17 protein-coding genes are annotated in these 15,716 nt (G+C 68.1%); 13 read left to right on the top strand and 4 right to left on the bottom strand.

Annotated elements, in window-relative coordinates:
• Positions 1–53 precede the first annotated feature (53 nt).
• From AC1D2O_RS17750 to AC1D2O_RS17690, 13 genes are all read left to right on the top strand, one after another.
• Positions 54–650: a DUF3302 domain-containing protein gene (locus AC1D2O_RS17750; protein WP_478157636.1), complete on the top strand. Its 597-nt coding sequence runs from the start codon at positions 54–56 to the stop codon at positions 648–650.
• Complete coding sequence (locus AC1D2O_RS17745; RefSeq protein WP_478087404.1) at positions 650–1,870, top strand: HlyD family secretion protein; 1,221 nt, start codon at positions 650–652, stop codon at positions 1,868–1,870. The genes AC1D2O_RS17750 and AC1D2O_RS17745 overlap by 1 nt, the downstream gene beginning before the upstream one ends.
• Positions 1,870–3,294 (top strand): TolC family protein, encoded by a 1,425-nt coding sequence (locus tag AC1D2O_RS17740; protein WP_478087405.1) that lies wholly within the window; start codon positions 1,870–1,872, stop codon positions 3,292–3,294. Before AC1D2O_RS17745 ends, AC1D2O_RS17740 begins: the two co-directional genes overlap by 1 nt.
• 43 nt (positions 3,295–3,337) lie before the next feature.
• The gene (locus AC1D2O_RS17735) at positions 3,338–3,715 is read left to right on the top strand and encodes a hypothetical protein (protein ID WP_478087406.1); all 378 of its coding nucleotides are present in this window, start codon (positions 3,338–3,340) and stop codon (positions 3,713–3,715) included.
• 17 nt (positions 3,716–3,732) lie between these two features.
• Positions 3,733–3,960: a YMGG-like glycine zipper-containing protein gene (locus tag AC1D2O_RS17730; RefSeq protein ID WP_478087407.1), complete on the top strand. Its 228-nt coding sequence runs from the start codon at positions 3,733–3,735 to the stop codon at positions 3,958–3,960.
• 142 nt (positions 3,961–4,102) lie between these two features.
• Positions 4,103–4,795: a lipid-binding SYLF domain-containing protein gene (locus tag AC1D2O_RS17725; protein ID WP_478087409.1), complete on the top strand. Its 693-nt coding sequence runs from the start codon at positions 4,103–4,105 to the stop codon at positions 4,793–4,795.
• An 18-nt stretch (positions 4,796–4,813) separates the two neighbouring features.
• Positions 4,814–5,752, top strand: coding sequence for a phosphate acetyltransferase (locus AC1D2O_RS17720; protein ID WP_478087410.1), 939 nt, complete (start codon positions 4,814–4,816; stop codon positions 5,750–5,752).
• Positions 5,753–5,756: 4 nt separating this feature from the next.
• Positions 5,757–6,956: an acetate/propionate family kinase gene (locus AC1D2O_RS17715; RefSeq protein WP_478087411.1), complete on the top strand. Its 1,200-nt coding sequence runs from the start codon at positions 5,757–5,759 to the stop codon at positions 6,954–6,956.
• The gene (gene fabI, locus AC1D2O_RS17710; RefSeq protein ID WP_478087413.1) at positions 6,946–7,728 is read left to right on the top strand and encodes an enoyl-ACP reductase FabI; all 783 of its coding nucleotides are present in this window, start codon (positions 6,946–6,948) and stop codon (positions 7,726–7,728) included. Before AC1D2O_RS17715 ends, fabI begins: the two co-directional genes overlap by 11 nt.
• A gap of 29 nt (positions 7,729–7,757) precedes the next feature.
• The gene (locus tag AC1D2O_RS17705) at positions 7,758–8,012 is read left to right on the top strand and encodes an RNA-binding protein (protein WP_478087415.1); all 255 of its coding nucleotides are present in this window, start codon (positions 7,758–7,760) and stop codon (positions 8,010–8,012) included.
• A 20-nt stretch (positions 8,013–8,032) separates the two neighbouring features.
• On the top strand, positions 8,033–9,049 hold the full coding sequence (locus tag AC1D2O_RS17700; protein WP_478087417.1) for a hypothetical protein: 1,017 nt from the start codon (positions 8,033–8,035) through the stop codon (positions 9,047–9,049).
• A 59-nt stretch (positions 9,050–9,108) separates the two neighbouring features.
• Positions 9,109–9,999 (top strand): polyphosphate kinase 2, encoded by an 891-nt coding sequence (gene ppk2, locus AC1D2O_RS17695; RefSeq protein WP_478087418.1) that lies wholly within the window; start codon positions 9,109–9,111, stop codon positions 9,997–9,999.
• A 50-nt stretch (positions 10,000–10,049) separates the two neighbouring features.
• Entirely contained in the window at positions 10,050–10,571 is a 522-nt protein-coding gene (locus tag AC1D2O_RS17690) for an N-acetyltransferase family protein (RefSeq protein ID WP_478157635.1), read from the top strand.
• A 111-nt stretch (positions 10,572–10,682) separates the two neighbouring features.
• Here AC1D2O_RS17690 and AC1D2O_RS17685 read toward each other — a convergent pair whose 3' ends face one another.
• The 4 genes from AC1D2O_RS17685 to AC1D2O_RS17670 are packed head-to-tail and all read right to left on the bottom strand — an operon-like array spanning position 10,683 to position 15,673.
• On the bottom strand, positions 10,683–12,449 hold the full coding sequence (locus tag AC1D2O_RS17685) for a SulP family inorganic anion transporter (protein WP_478157634.1): 1,767 nt from the start codon (positions 12,447–12,449) through the stop codon (positions 10,683–10,685).
• 48 nt (positions 12,450–12,497) lie between these two features.
• The gene (locus AC1D2O_RS17680) at positions 12,498–13,433 is read right to left on the bottom strand and encodes a DUF2950 domain-containing protein (protein ID WP_478157633.1); all 936 of its coding nucleotides are present in this window, start codon (positions 13,431–13,433) and stop codon (positions 12,498–12,500) included.
• 12 nt (positions 13,434–13,445) lie between these two features.
• Complete coding sequence (locus AC1D2O_RS17675; RefSeq protein ID WP_478157632.1) at positions 13,446–14,930, bottom strand: DUF3300 domain-containing protein; 1,485 nt, start codon at positions 14,928–14,930, stop codon at positions 13,446–13,448.
• 56 nt (positions 14,931–14,986) lie between these two features.
• Positions 14,987–15,673 carry a response regulator gene (locus AC1D2O_RS17670; protein ID WP_478157662.1) on the bottom strand — a complete coding sequence of 229 codons (687 nt, stop codon included), beginning with the start codon at positions 15,671–15,673 and terminating at the stop codon, positions 14,987–14,989.
• Positions 15,674–15,716 lie beyond the last annotated feature (43 nt).

Genomic DNA, 15,716 nt, shown 5'->3' with positions numbered 1-15,716 from the left:
CATTTGCTGCATCGCCACGACGCTGGCCGACCTCGCCTCGCACAGGAGAAAGCATGCATTCCGCGTCAAGAGAACCCGAAGGGACGCTCCCCCGCCGAAGCCCGACGCTCCTGTACGCTTTGCTCGGTGCCGTCGGGCTGGCAGCGCCGTTCGAAGCGAGCGCTTCGTTCCTCCCGCACGAGATGATGGGCTCCGTGGCGACCGGCCTTGCCTGGTTCATCATCTTCGTGGTTCCGATCGCCGGGATCGTGCTGTTCTGGCTGGTGCACGTCATGCCGGAGAAGATCGCCCACCAGCGGCACCATCCCCAGCGGGACGCCATCAAGACCCTGTGTCTGCTGTCGCTGGTGTTCGGCGGCATGCTGTGGCCGATCGCCTGGCTCTGGGCCTTCGTGAAGCCGGTCGCCTACCAGTCGGCGTACGGCACCGAGAAGCACGAGGACTACTTCCACGAGCAGGCCGACAAGGCGCAGGCGGGCGAATTGCTGGCGCATGAGATCGCGCACCTGCGCGAGGAACTCGACGTCATGGCTGCCAAGGGCACGCTGACCGCCGAACTCAAGGTGCTGCGCAGGGACCTGAGCGCGGCGATACCGGCAGCCGAGACGGCCGAAATCAACGCCGCCAATCCAAGAGATGCGAGCGCCTGATGGAAGCACTGCTGCTTGGCATCTACGCCTTCTTCGTCTGGCTCTTCTTCATCAAGCTGAAGTGGCTGCCGTGGAACACCGCGACGCAAGTCACGGTCGTGATCATTCCGATCGTCGCCCTGACCGCGCTGGTCCTGACGCTCAACGTCGTCGCCCCCTCCTCGGCCGATGTGCGGGTCATCAAGTACGTGGTGCAGGTGGTGCCCCAGGTGCGGGGGCGGGTGCTCGAGGTGCCGGTCGAGCCCAATCGGCTGGTCAAGAAGGGGGAGTTGCTGTTCCGGATCGACCCGACCCAGTACCAGAACGAACTCGATGCGGCCAAGGGGAAACTGGCCGCGGACGAGGCCAAGTTCGTGCAGGCCGGTGCGGCCCTGGTCGACGCCTCGGCCGGCGCCCGGCAACTGCAGGAGCAGTTGAAGGCATCCACGGGTCAGGTCAGGTCGCTGCAGCCGAAGCTGGAGCTGGCCCGGATGCGGGTCCGCCAGAACCGGGAACTGGTGGCCACCGGCGCCGGCGACCGCTTCGCGCTCGAGCAGGCGGAGTCCAACCTGGCCGACCTGCAGGGCCAGGTCGCAACGGCCGCGGCCAATGAGGCCCAGGTCACCCAGAAACTCTCGGGCCAGGTCAACGGTGAACAGGCGTCGGTCGCGGCGGCGCGCGCCCAGCTCGCGACCGCCAAGGCGCAGGTCGACATCAGCCGCGCGGAGCTCGGGAACGCGCAATGGAACCTCGACCAGACCGCCGTCTTCGCGCCGGCCAACGGCTATGCCATCAACGTCCAGTTGCGGCCGGGCTCGTACGTGGTGGCGCTGCCGCTGGTACCGGCAATGAGTTTCGTCGAGGAGACGTACCAGGTCATCGCGCTCTACAGCCAGAACGAATTGCGGCTGGTCGAGCCCGGCAACCTGGCGGAGTTCACGCTCCAGACCTACCCGGGCCGCGTCATCGGGGCCACGGTCGATTCGATCGTCTGGGCGCAAGGCCAGGGCCAGGTGCCTCCGTCGGGAACGCTGCCGCAGACCGGGCCATTTCCGCAGGTGCCGGGCCGCTTCCCGGTCAAGCTCCTGGTCGACGAGAAAGACAGGGAGCTGTTCCTAGCCGCCGGCGCGGATGGCCAGGGCGCGATCTACACCGAGCACGGGGCGGCCATCCACATCGTGCGCATGGTGATCCTGCGTGTCGGCGCGATCGCCAACTACCTTGTCCTGAAATTGCACTGATGCGTACACCTTCGCTTCATCGAGGGATTCTCTTCACGGCCCTGGTGGCCGCGCTGGCTGGCTGCGCACTCAAGGCCCCGCCGACGGCGGCCGACCTGCAGAAAGAGGTGCTGCCCCAGGCGCCGGCGCCCCCTGCCTTCAGGGCCGGCGGGGGCGTCGCGGCGCCGGTGGCCGACGGCTGGCTCACGGCCTTCGAGGAACCGGCGCTGACAGCGCTCGTCAACGAGGCCCTGGCCTACAACGCGGATCTGAGGGTGGCCGCGGCACGGGTCGAGCAGGCCGCCGGCTACGTGAAGGTGGCGTCGGCCGCCTTGCTGCCTTCGGTCGGGGTGATCGGCCTGGGCGGTGGCAAATCGGGCGGTGGCGGGGGCCTGGACGGGATCTTCCTGAACGCATCGCTGGAGCTCGACGTCTGGGGCCGCCTGCGCTACGGACGGGCCGCCAGCCGAGAGCAGTCCGCGGCCGCCGAGGCCGACTACGCCTATGCGCGCCAGTCGCTGGCGGCGATGGTGGCCAAGGCATGGTTCCTGGCGGTCGAGGCCCGGATGCAGCGCGTGATCGCGCAGGATTCCCTGAGCTCGTCGGAGACCCTGCTTCGGATGGCCGACGATCGATTGCGGGTCGGCAACGGCAGCGCGCAGGCGGTGGCGCAGGCACGCGCGAATGTCGGCCCCTATCGCGACACCCTGAAACAGGTCGAGCTCGCGGGCGAGCAGGCGCGTCGTTCGCTCGAGATCCTGCTCGGACGCTACCCGGCGGCCGAGATCGCGGTCGCCGACCGCCTGTCGCCGATGCCCGCGCCGCTGCCCGTGGGCATGCCGTCGGAGCTGCTGGAGCGCCGGCCCGACCTGGTGGCGGCGGAGCGGCGCGTCGCCGCGGCCTTCGACCGGGTCGGCGAGGCCAAGGCGGCGCAGCTCCCCAGGATCAGCCTGACGGCGGGGGGCAGCAACGTGTCCAGCGAGCTGATCGTCCTGAAGGACGCCAGCAGCCCGATCTGGAGCCTCGGCGCCAACCTGATTGCGCCGCTCTACCAGGGCGGCGCGTTGCGCGCGCAGGTCGAGATCCGCTCGGCCGAGCAGAAGCAGGCGGTGGCCGAGTACGCGCGCGCCGGCCAGAAGGCCTTCGCCGAAGTCGAGACCGCCCTGGGCGCGGAGTCGGTCTTGCGCGAACGCGACGCCATCCTCGCGGCGACCGTTCGCGACAGTGCCGAGGCGCTGGAACTGGCCCGGATCCAGTATCGCGTCGGCACCGTCGACCTGCGTGCGGTCGAGCAGAGTCAGCTCACGCTCTATGCGGTGCGGACCTCGCGATTGCGTGTGCAGTCCGAGCAGCTGGCACAACGCGCCAACCTCGTTCTGGCCTTGGGCGGCGGATTCGACCTGCCGGCCCTGGCAGTGGCTGCTCCGCCATGCTGTACCGAATGATGAGCCGGAGCGTTCGTTCAACGACTCCTCATGGAGGTGAATGATGACCAAGAGACTGAGTTGGCAGATGACGATGGTCCCGGTGCTCCTCGCCGCGGCGCTGGCATGCGGCCATGTCCGCGCGCAGGAAGTGCCCCTGATCACGGGTGAGCACTGGACCCGATCCAGCGAGCAATTGAAGAAGGTCTACCTGATCGGCGTCGCCAACGTGATCCAGATAGAGACCGCCTACCAAGCCGGCAATGCGCCGCCTGACAGCCAGACCGTGATTCCCAGGGCAGCCAAGGGGCTCAGGGGACAGACGCTCGACACCGTGCGCATCGGGCTCGACCGCTGGTATGCCGCGCATCCGGACCGGTTGCAACGCCCGGTCATCGAAACCCTCTGGTTCGAGATGGTCGTGCCCGGCCTCAAGAACTAGGCCTCGAGGAGAAAGCCATGAAGCACATCGGACTCATCGTGTCGATCGGAGCCGCCGTGATCGCGATCGGCTGCACGAACATGACACCGCAGCAGCAGGGAACGGCCAGTGGCGCGGCCATCGGTGCCGCGGCCGGCGCCGGCATCGCGGCCATCGCCGGCGGCAGTGGCTGGACCGGTGCGGCCGTCGGCGCCGTTGCCGGCGGGGTCGCCGGCAACATCAAGGCCAACAAGCAACAGCAGTGAAGCGTGCGCGGGCCGGCCGGGGTTGAGCCAGATCAAGGTGCTCGGCGCGCCCGCTTCCCACAATGGCTTCACGGGACGTGAGAAGGCCCCGCGACAGTTCGCAGCAAACGTCGTCACTGACGGCACCACCGAGGAGATATCGATGAGCACAAACCGCAGACACTTTTCGTTCGCCGTCGGCACACTGACCCTCGCCGCGGTGTTCATTGGCTTGCCGGCCCACGCCGCCGACGACGCCGACGCCAAGGCGCTTGTTCAGAAGGCCCAGGCCACGGTCAACGCCTTCGCGAAGAACCCCGACTTCTCCGCCGGGTTCGGTACTGCCCTCGGCCAGGCCAAGGGCGTCCTGATCTTCCCGCAGATTCTCAAGGCGGGCTTCGTGCTCGGTGGCTCGGGAGGCTCCGGCGTCCTGATGGTGCGCGATGAAAAGACCGGAAGCTGGAGCGGCCCGGCCTTCTACACGATGGGCTCCGCCAGCTTCGGATTCCAGGCCGGCGCGTCATCGGCAGAAGTGGTGATGCTGGTGCACACACAGAAGGCGCTCGACTCGGTGTTCGCGAGCAAGGTGAAGCTCGGCGCCGATGCCTCGGTCGCCGCCTGGAAGAAGGGCATGGACGCCAGCGCCGCACTCGGCAGCGACTTCGTCGCCTTCTCGATGGTCAAGGGCGCGTTCGCCGGCCTGGCGGTGGATGGATCGGTGATCGACGTCCGCGATTCCCTCAATGCGGCCTACTACGGCAAGCCGGTCACGCCGCAGCAGATCCTGGTCATGAAGGAAGTCAAGAGCCCGGGTTCTGCAGGCCTGCAGGCGGCGTTGAAGCACGCCGCGAAGTAGTTCGTCGAAGGCCCACTCATGAACGCGAAGCACGAGAAGTATCAGCGCCTGATCGACTTCTGCAAGGGGATGCCCCCGATGCCCACGGCCGTGGTGCATCCTTGCGACCAGAGTTCGCTGGAAGGATTGCGAGAGGCCGCCAGGCTGGGACTGATCGCTCCGATTCTGGTCGGGCCGCGTGCGCGCATCGAGGCCGTGGCCGCGTCCTTCGCAGTGGACATCTCCGGCTACCCCATCGTCGACGCGCCCTACAGCAACGCCGCGGCGGATGCGGCCGTCCTGCTGGTGCGCGAGGGCAAGGCCGACGCGCTGATGAAGGGCAGCCTGCACACGGATGAACTGATGGGGGCCGTGGTGAAGCGCGACGGCGGCCTGCGCACCGCGCGGCGCATCAGCCACTGCTTCGTGATGGACGTGCCCAGCTACGAACACGCCCTGATCATCACCGATGCCGCCGTCAGCATCGCGCCGACGCTCGACGACAAGATCGACATCGTGCAGAACGCGATCGACCTGGCGCACGCCTTGCAAGTGCAGGACGTGCGGGTCGCCATTCTCTCGGCGATGGAGACCATCAATTCGAAGGTCCCTTCCACCATCGAGGCAGCCGCCTTGTGCAAGATGGTGGACCGGCACCAGATCACGGGCGCGGTCATCGATGGCCCGTTGGCGCTCGACAACGCAATCAGCCTGGAGGCCGCGAAGATCAAGAAGATCGATTCGCCGGTCGCGGGACGCGCCAACGTGCTGGTGGTCCCGGACCTGGAAGCCGGCAACATGCTCGCCAAGAGCCTGTCCTTCCTCGCCGGCGCCGATGCGGCGGGCATCGTTCTCGGCGCGCGGGTTCCGATCATCCTGACGAGCCGGGCCGACTCGCTGATGACGCGGCTGGCGTCGTGTGCCGTCGCCGCGATGGTCGCCAAGGCCCGCCGCGAGAGCACCGCGGTGATGGGGTGAGACCATGACCGACGTGATCCTGGTGCTGAATGCGGGCTCGTCGAGCATCAAGTTCAGCGCGTTCACCACGCAAGGCAGCGCGCTGGATCTGATCATGCGCGGCCAGGTCGAGGGGCTCTTCACCGCGCCGCGCTTTTCCGCCGTGGACGGGCACGGCACCGAAGTCGGCGCCAAGGCCTGGGGCGAAGGCGTCGCGCTCGGACACGAGGGCGCCATCGGCTACCTGGCGGCGTTCCTTCGCGAGCACCGCGAGGGCTACGAGCTGTCTGCCGTCGGTCACCGCGTCGTGCATGGCGGACTGGCGTTCTCGCAGGCGACACGGGTCACACCGGAGGTGATCTCGGCCCTGGAGACACTGATTCCGTTGGCCCCCCTGCACCAGCCGCACAACCTCAAGGCCATCGAGATCGTGGCCAAGCAGCGTCCGGACCTGCCCCAGGTGGCGTGCTTCGACACCGCCTTCCATCGCGCGCAACCCGAGGTGGCGCAGGCCTTTGCGCTTCCTCCGTCGATCACGGGCCTGGGCGTGCGGCGCTACGGGTTCCACGGCCTCTCCTACGAATACATCGCGAGCGTGCTGCCGCAGTTCGACCCGAAGGCGGCGGCGGGCCGCACCATCGTCGCGCACCTCGGCAATGGCGCCAGCCTGTGCGCGATGTCGGCGGGACGCAGCCTCGCAAGCACCATGGGATTCACCGCGGTCGACGGTTTGCCGATGGGCACGCGCAGCGGCAATCTGGATCCGGGCGTCATCCTCTATCTGCTGGACGAACTCCGCATGGACGTGCGCGCGGTCGAGGACCTGATCTACAAGCAGTCCGGGCTGCTGGGCGTTTCCGGCCTGTCCAGCGACATGCGGGTGCTGCTGGCCAGCGATGACGCCCGTGCCCGGTTCGCCATCGACCTCTATGCCTACCGGATCGGGCGCGAACTCGGCTCGCTGGCGGCGGCGACCCATGGCATCGACGCGCTGGTGTTCACCGCCGGCATCGGCGAGCACGCAGCGTCGCTGCGCGAGCGGGTCTGCCGCGACGCGGCCTGGCTCGGCGTGACGCTCGACCCGGCAGCCAACCTGTCCGGCGGCCCGCGCATCAGTACCCCGTCGAGCCAGGTCTCGGCATGGGTGATTCCCACGAACGAGGAATTGATGATCGCGCGCCATACCCACCACGTGCTCGCTTCAAGGAGTGACGATGACGCTTGAATTGCCACGCCCGCTGCTCAAGGGCGCCAAGGTGCTCGTCTGCGGGATCGCCAATGAACACTCGATCGCCTACGGATGCGCAGCGGCGTTTCGCGAGCTGGGCGCAGATCTGGCCATCACCTACGCCGGCGAGAAGGCCAGGCCCCATGTCGAACCCCTGGCGGCCGCCCTGGGGGCGCCGATCTTCATGCCGCTGGACGTGGCCAGGCCGGGCGAGCTCGAGGCCCTGTTCGGGCGCATCGACAGCGACTGGGGCCGGCTCGATGTGGTGGTGCATTCGATCGCCTGGGCGCCGAAGGAAGACCTGCAGGGGGGGCTGCTCAATTGCTCCGCCGAGGGCTTTGCCCAGGCGATGGACATCTCGTGCCATTCCTTCGTGCGGATGGCACGGTTGGCCGCACCCTTGATGAAGGACGGCGGCACGATGTTCACCATGTCCTACCACGGCGCCAGCAAGGTGGTCGCCAATTACAACGTGATGGGCCCCGTGAAGGCCGCACTCGAAGCGTCGGTGCGCTACCTGGCCTATGAACTCGGGCCCCTCGGCATCCGGGTGCACGCGATCTCGCCGGGTCCGCTCAAGACCCGCGCGGCAGCCGGCCTCAAGGACTTCGACCTGCTGCTCACCGAGGCGGCGCAGCGCGCTCCGGTGGGCGAGCTGGTCGACATCATGGATGTCGGATTCACCTGCGCGTTCCTTGCGACGCCTTACGCGCGGCGGCTCTCGGGTGAAACGCTGTACGTCGACGGCGGCGTTCACATCATGGCGTAGCAAAAGACAGTTCGTTAGGAGAAATCGAAATGGCACGGCTCTTGTTGGGAAATATCGAAGCTGGCACGTCCGATGACGAGGTCAAGGCCTTCCTGGTGAAGTACGGGTTTCCGGAGTTCGATGAGATCCAGCATGTCGAGGGCGACGGCTCGCGGCCTGCGGTGCTGCTCACCTTTCGGGGTGTCCATCCGGACGGACTGCGCAAGCTCAATCAACGGATCCACGACATGTTCTGGAAGAAGGGGCGGATCAGCGCACAGATCCTGAGTGACGATTTCGCCTGATCCTCTCGAAGGAGCGCGCCATGGGAATCATCGGCCGCCTGTTTGGCGGCAAGGAAAAGCACCCGCCGCGGGACGAGGAAGTCGAACGGATGGTGGCGCGCGTCATCGGCCTGAGCCCCCGCCTGCGTCTGGCGCAAGGCCACGAAGCGCGATTGAGATCGGCGATCGCGAAGGCGGCGGATCACCTGCGCGATCTGGTGGCGGCATTTCCTTCGCCGCGCGCCTTGAGCCCGGCGAGCTGGGCTTCCGACTCCCACATCCGGGCGTTCTTCGGGGCTGCCGACGACGTGGCACCCGCGCTCGGCCGTTCGACGGAGCTCTACAGCTTCTTCGAACAGCATCCAGATCTGCTCGAAGCCTATGCCGTGCTCGGCATGGCCATGAACGAACGCCGCACGCTGGGTGTGGCGCAGGATGGCGATGTCATGCGCTCGGACGTGGCGCAGACGACATTGAGCTTCAGCGATCACCAGATCAGGATCTGCGCCCCAACGGATGCCGAACTCAGGCAGGAGATCGCGCGCCGGATGGTGGACCAGCTGGCGATCGAAGGGCTCGCGCGGATTGCCGCGGACACCTCGCGCAGGGACGTGCTCGAGCAGGAGCGCGCGCTGGTCGCGGCCCGGTTGCGGCTGCTCGGGCGGCAAGGCGTCGGCATGCAATCGGTGCTGGGCGGCGCCGGAGAGGTCGACACCGGCGAGCTGGCGCGCCTGCGCGCCCAGATGGAACAGAACGACAACGATCTCAAGAGCCTGGGCTTGCGTTCCGAGGCGCTGGACCACCAGCTCGACCGCGTGTGCGAGGTGTTCGCGGACGCGAACACGCTGATCCAGGTCACCGCCAGAAGCCTGCGCCTGAGCCGGATGAACGTCGTTCTCCCGGAGCAAGGCACGGACGATGGCCACACCTTGCACCTGGAGATCGCCCGGGTGCCGGGCGACCCGCCGCGCGTGCGCGCATTCGCGCTGGTCCAGGTGGCGCGGGTCGATGTGCCGAAGCCCAGGAATCTGCTGGACGAGGCCGCGCGGCTGCTGTGAGCCGAGGCCGCCGACGCGAACACCGAGCGAAGATTTTCAATCAACCGATGGAGGCAGCGATGGCGAAGAGCGAGAAGAGCGAGAAGAGGCACAACCACGGAAAGACGGCCCACAAGGAAGAAGCGCAGGAGCCGGCGACGCAAGGGCACGAAGGCGACGCGAAGCCTGCGTCGGACAAGCCGCTGTCGCGAAAGGAATACGACAAGACGCTGCGCGACCTCCACGTCGAACTGGTCAAGTTGCAGGAGTGGGTGCAGCATGCCGGGCTCAAGGTTTGCGTGGTCTTCGAGGGGCGCGACGGCGCCGGGAAAGGCGGCACGATCAAGGCCATCACCGAGCGCGTCAGCCCGCGGGTGTTTCGCGTCCTCGCCTTGCCGGCGCCGACCGAACGGGAGAAGTCCCAGATCTACCTGCAGCGCTATATCCCGCATCTGCCGGCCGCGGGCGAGGTCGTGATCTTCGACCGGAGCTGGTACAACCGCGCGGGTGTGGAGCGTGTCATGGGCTTCTGCACGGAGGCGCAGGTCAAGGCCTTCCTCGCCGCGACCCCCCTGGTGGAGCGGGCGATCATCGATTCCGGCGTCATCCTGCTGAAGTACTGGCTCGAGGTCAGCCCCGACGAGCAGACCCGCCGGCTGGAGGCTCGCATCGAGGACGGGCGGAAGATCTGGAAGCTGTCGCCGATGGACCTCAAGTCCTACAGCCGCTGGTACGACTATTCGCGCGCTCGCGACGAGATGTTCAAGGCCACCGACCTGCCGATCGCGCCGTGGTTCATCGTGCGCTCCGACGACAAGAGGCGCGCGCGCCTGAACCTGATCAAGCACCTGCTGGCCCACGTGCCGTACCAATCCGTGCCGAGGGAAAAGGTCAAGCTGCCGAAGCGGCAGTCGCGCGGCGACTACCAGGAGCTGGAGCACCCGTTCCGCTACGTCCCCGAGGCCTATTAGCCATGGAAGACCGGGCTTCTCACTCGCCAGCGCCCGTTCTTCCGGTGACCGTGCCGTTGCGCGACGGCCGCCAGGTGACCCTGCGCGAGATCCTTCCCGAGGACAAGGAAGGACTCCAGGCGGCCGTCGGAAACATGTCGACGGACTCGCGCTACACGCGCTTCATGGGCACGATACGGGACCTGCCGGACAACATGCTCGAAGCGGCGACCCACCCGGTGCCTGACCGGGAGTTCGCGCTGGTCGCGGTCGGCGCGCAAGGCCCTGGCGAATCCATCATCGGCGGTGCGCGTTACGCCTCGGACGCCGGCAGCGACACCTGCGAGTTCGCCATCGCGATCGTCGACGGCTGGCAAGGCCAGGGCCTGGCGCCGCGTCTCATGGAGACGCTGGTCGCGGCGGCCGAGGCGCATGGCTTCCGCTGCATGGAAGGCTACGTGCTTTCGACCAATGCGCCGATGCGCGGGCTCGCCAAGCGTCTCGGTTTCCGGGACTCGCCGTGCCCCGGCGACGCCACCGTGCGGGTGGTGAAGCGCGCGCTCGGGAGTGACCGTGACACAGCACCGGGGTGACTCTCGCCGTGCGCACCATTCGCGCGGTCGCGTGCGCCAGCGATCGCCGCTGGGCGAGACCCTGGGCCGCGAGCGGATGTTCATGGGCGTGGACCAGGCCATCGCCCGGTATCAGGGCTTCGCCTGACCCGGCTGCGGGCTTTCGTCTTCCCGCTCGTCCCGATCGACAGGGTTGCTGCGCAAGTAGGCCCGCACGGCCTCTTCGAGCGTCGGGTAGAAGGTCTCGGCGCCGAAGCGCGCGAAGAGTCCGAAGCGCTTGAGCTTGTCCTTCACCGGATCCTTCATCTCCGCGAAGCACAGTTCGATGTTCTCGGCGAGCAGGCTGTCGTCGAGTTCCGCCACGATGTCCGCGGCGGTCACGTCGACGCTCGTCACCGGCTCGGCCGCGACCACGACCCAGCGCACAGGCGTCGGCGAACTCGCCACCGCCGCGCGCACCCGGTCGCGAAAGAGCTCCGCGTTCGCGAAGAAGAGCGGTGCATCCCAGCGGAACAGCACCAGGCCCGGGATGCGGCTGGCCTGCGGATAGCGGGTGATGTCGTGATAGCCCTCGACGCTGTCGGCCCGCCCGAGCACGGCCGAATGGGGTCGCCAGCCGTCCCAAAGGAACTCGATCACGGCGATGACGACCGCGATGCCGATACCGGGGATCGCGCCGAACAGGGCCACACCGGCGAAGCAGACCATCGACAGCCAGAACTCCCACTGCTGGATGCGATAGATGCGGCGCAGGTCGGCGACTTCGATGAGACCGATGGCCGCCGCGATCACCACGGCCGCGAGAGCCGCACTTGGCAGATCCCGCAGCAGGTTCGGTGCTACCACCAGCAGCGCCGTGATGGCAAGGGCGCCAACCACGCCGGTGAGTTGCGTGCGCGCACCGGCGGCTTCGGCCACCGGTGTGCGCGACGAGCTGCTGCTGATCGGCATGCCCTGAAAAAAACCAGCCGCGAGGTTGGCGACGCCGAGGCCGATCATTTCCTGGTTCGGGGCCGGCGGCGTGTGCATCCTCGCGGCGTACACGCGCGAGAGCACGCTCGTGTCCGCGAAGGACACCAGCGCAACGGCCAGGCCCCCGAGCAGAACCGGAGCGATGTCGTCCAGGCCGATGATCGGCAGGGATGGCGCCGGCAGGCCCTGCGGCAGGACGCCGAGCACCGAAATGCCGGCACGCGCTGCGAGGTCGAGCACATCGGCGGCCACCGTCGCGACCACGACCGCGACCAGAACCGCCGGCACGCGCGGCAGCCGCTGCAGGACCAGGATGCCCGCCAGCGTGCTCGCGCCGACGACCAGGGCGGTCGGATTCGGCTTGCCGGACAGCAGGCCCTGGGCAAATTCCCAGACCTGCCGGTGCGGCCCTTCGGCCTCGACGGAGAACCCGAACAGCTTCGGCAGCTGACTCACGATCACGGTGAGCGCGATCCCGTTCATGTAGCCATAGCGGATCGGCTTCGAGAGCAGCTCGGTCACGAAGCCGAGCCGCGCCACGCCCGCGGAGATGCAGACGAGGCCGGAAACGATCGCCATCGCACTGGCCAGCGCGATCGCGCGCAGGGGATCGCCGCCGGAGAGCGGCGCGACGACCGCGAGGATCAAGGCCGCGAGTGCGGAATCCGGGCCCAGCACCAGGATGCGGCTGGGCCCGAACAGCGCATAGGCGAGCAGCGGCACGATGGTGGCGTAGAGGCCGTAGATGCCGCCCACGCCCGATGCTTCGGCGTAGGCGATGCCGACCGGCACCAGCATCGTGGTCAGCACGAGCCCGGCGGTCAGGTCGTGGCGCAACCAGGCGAGTTCATAGGATCGCAGCGTCCGCCAGCCCGGAAGCCAGCGAAGCGGCGAAGCGCCGTCACTGTCTTGGGGAGGAGTCTTCACGAGGGGCTCCTGGCCTGTCCAGGGGGGGCGGCGGCACGCGGGCGCACGTCAACTGCCGGGCACGTCCACCTTGCGCCAGCTCGAATCCGGATTGAAGCGCGACAACGCGCGCGCGGCGGCGTCGCTGCCCGGCCCCAGGTCCTTCTCGTACAAGATGCCGTCATGGCTGACCAGGAAGCTCATCACGCCGGTTTCTCCGTAGCGCACGGGCCATGCGACGAGCGCGAACCCGCCCCTCATCCGGCCGCCGATCACGTAGTCGTAGGCACCGCCCGGCGCATCCTTGCCCTGGGCCTTGAGGATCCTGAAGTGGTAGCCGTGGTAGCCCTCGCCGGCCGTGCGGGGGGCATACAGCGGCCCGAGCGGGCTCTCGTCCTGCCCCGTAGCATCCGGCCAGTACAGGCCGTCGTGCTTGCCGGGTGAACTTGCGAACTTCTGCGCGTACTCCAGCACGCCGTTGCCGTCGCGATCCTTCTGCGCGTATTCCTTCTGGGCATCGAAGTAGGCCAGTGCCGCCTGCATCGCGGCCAGTTCGTTGCGGCCGATGCGCCGGCTGCGCATGGCGTCGGCGCCCGCACGCGGATCGAATCGCCAGCCGGCGGGGGTCTTGACGATCGGCACTGGCAAGGTCCAGTCGCCCTCGCCAGCCGCGAGCAGCGCCTTGTCCGGAGTCTCGAGCACGATCCGGTGGCGCTTGGCCCAGGCGCCTAGAAAGTTGTAGACGTCATCCGCATCGACGCCGGCGACCGGAACGAAGCGCCTCCAGTCGGCACCGAGCACGATGCGCAGGGCGTCGCCGTCGACGCGCGAAACAGCGTCCACGAAGGCTTCCGCGGCCGCATCGGGGGTCGGATAGGCGCGCTGCGCGAACGCAGGTCCCGAAGCGAGCGACAGCGTGACGGCCAGGGCCGCCGCGAAGCGCTTGAAGAGGGTGGCGCTCAGGAGCGAAGTCCCGATGCGCTGAAGTGGTGTCGATTGCGCCATGTGTGTCTCCTGTCAGCGGCCTCGGCCGCCGCCGCCGCCCCGCCCACCGCCTCCGCCGCCCATCCGGGCGCCGCCGCCGCCGCCCCCACTGGGGCGCGCACCACCGCCGCCCGCACTGGGGCGCGCACCTCCGGCTCCTGCTCCCGCGTGCGACCCGCCGCCGCCGGCTCCGCCACGGTTTTGGGACATGGATTGGCGGCTGGCATCGCCGCGACTCGCTTGCTGGCGCGCCTGGTTGCCGGTGTCTCCGGCGCCTCTCAGCGCGTTGTCGCCGCCGCCTCGGCCGCCCGAGCCCGCACCGCCCGCGCCGCCCGCGCCGCCAGGTCCGCCAGGGCCGCCCCGGTCGCCTCCGGATCCCAATCCGCCTCCGCCCGCACCGCCACGGTCGCCCGGTCCAGCGCCGCCTGCGCCCCCCGGGCCCTGCCCGCCGCGATCGCGACCGGCGCCGCCTTGCCCGGCCGCGGCCTGCGCGCGATCCCGTGTCGCCGGATCGTTGCGAAGCTGGTCGCGGCCCTGTCCCGGATCCATGCCGCGCTGCTGCAACTGCGACTGCGCCTGCTGGCGCTGCGCATCGCGGGTGCCGGCCTGCGCCGCGTCGCGTCCACGGTAGTCGTTGCGCTGGTCGGCACCGCCCACGTTCTTCCCGAACTGCTGCTGGCTCGCCGAATCCCGGTACGGAACGCCGCGCCGATTGGCCGCGTTGTGCTGGAAGTTCGACTGGCTGGCGTTGAGCTGCCGGTTGGCGTTGACGCTGTTGTAGCGGTTGACGTTGACGTTGACGTTCCCGCCGCCCCAGTTGGCGTTGCCCCAGAGGGCGGCCGTGGCAGCCACCCCGACACCGAAGGCGATGCCGGTCGCCAGCGCGGCGCCCGGGTAGTAATAGGGCGCCGGCGGATAGTAGTACGGCGGATACGCCGGATAGGGCCAGGTGCCGTACACCACGGCAGGGTTGTACGACGGCACGTACACCACCTCAGGATTTGCGGGCTCGATCTTGATGACCGTCTGCTGGGTCTGCGGCTCCTGCTCGACGATGACCTTCTGCTGCTCGGAGCTCTTCAGGCTGCCCGTCTTCTGCGCCGCGCTGCGCAGCCGCTGCGCCGAGTCGAGCACGTCCTTGGACGAGGCGAGGAAGGCGTCGCCGAGGTTCTGCACCCAGTCGGGCTTGTCGCCCATCGTCTGCAGCACCTGCGGGAAGGCCACCAGCGACTGCACGCTCGGGTCCCAGGGCTGGTTGGCCACCAGCTTCAGCGCCGCGTCCCCCTTCTGGTCCGGATTCGCCTTCGACCATCTGGCAGCATCGGCGACATCGGCGGGATAGGTCGAGGCCATCAGCACCTGCGAGAGCAGCGAATCCGGGTACAGCGCAATGGGCGCCATCATCTGATCGAGTTGTTCCCTGGAGAAGGTCTGCGCCGGCTGCGCACCCACCACCAGCGAAAACACGGAGACGGCGAGCACGAGGAGGCGTGCGAGCCGGACGTTCAGAGCGCGCATGTCGCCTCCTTTTCTTGTGGGCTGAAGTTCAATGGCAATCCGATCCTGTCAAGCGGCTAGTGGTGCGCCTGAAGGCACGCGGGATCGTCGATATGGTTTTCCAACGCATAACGTACCAGCTCGGCCGTGCTTGCAACCTGGAGTTTTTCCTGGATGCGCGTCTTGTACGTGCTGACGGTCTTCACCGACAGGTGGAGCGCCTCGCCGATCTCGGTGAGGCGCTGCCCGGCGGCGATGCGTCGCAGCACCTCGATCTCGCGGTCGGACAGCATTGCGTGTCGCGGGGCGTCGGACATCCCATTGAGCTGCTGCACCACCTGCTCGGCCAGGCTCGCAGTGATATAGGCGCCACCCGCGGCCACCCTGCGCACCGCCGTGACCAGTTCCGCCGCCGCGACATCCTTGGTGACATAGCCATTGGCGCCGGCCTTGAACGCCCGCAACGCGTATTGCTCCTCTGCATGCATGCTGAGTACAAGTATGCGCACGCTCGCGAAGTCGGCCTTGATGCGGCGGACCAGTTCCAGGCCGGTCATGCCCGGCATCGACAGGTCGACCAACGCCAGGTCGAATTCACTCTCGCGCAGGAGTTCAAGCGCCTGGAAGCCTGTGACTGCTTCAGTCAGTTCCCAACCGTTGCCCAGCGGATCGAGCACGCGCTTCAGGCCCTCTCGGACGATGGTGTGATCGTCGACCAGAAGCATGCGGATGGCGGGCGCGCCCGACCGCGGCGGCGCTGCCATGGGCGCCTCCCGATCCTTCGCAGCAGTCCCGAATCCCTCGTTT

Source organism: Variovorax sp. P1_G12, assembly GCF_056405555.1.
This window is presented reverse-complemented; position numbering and strand designations above follow the sequence as displayed.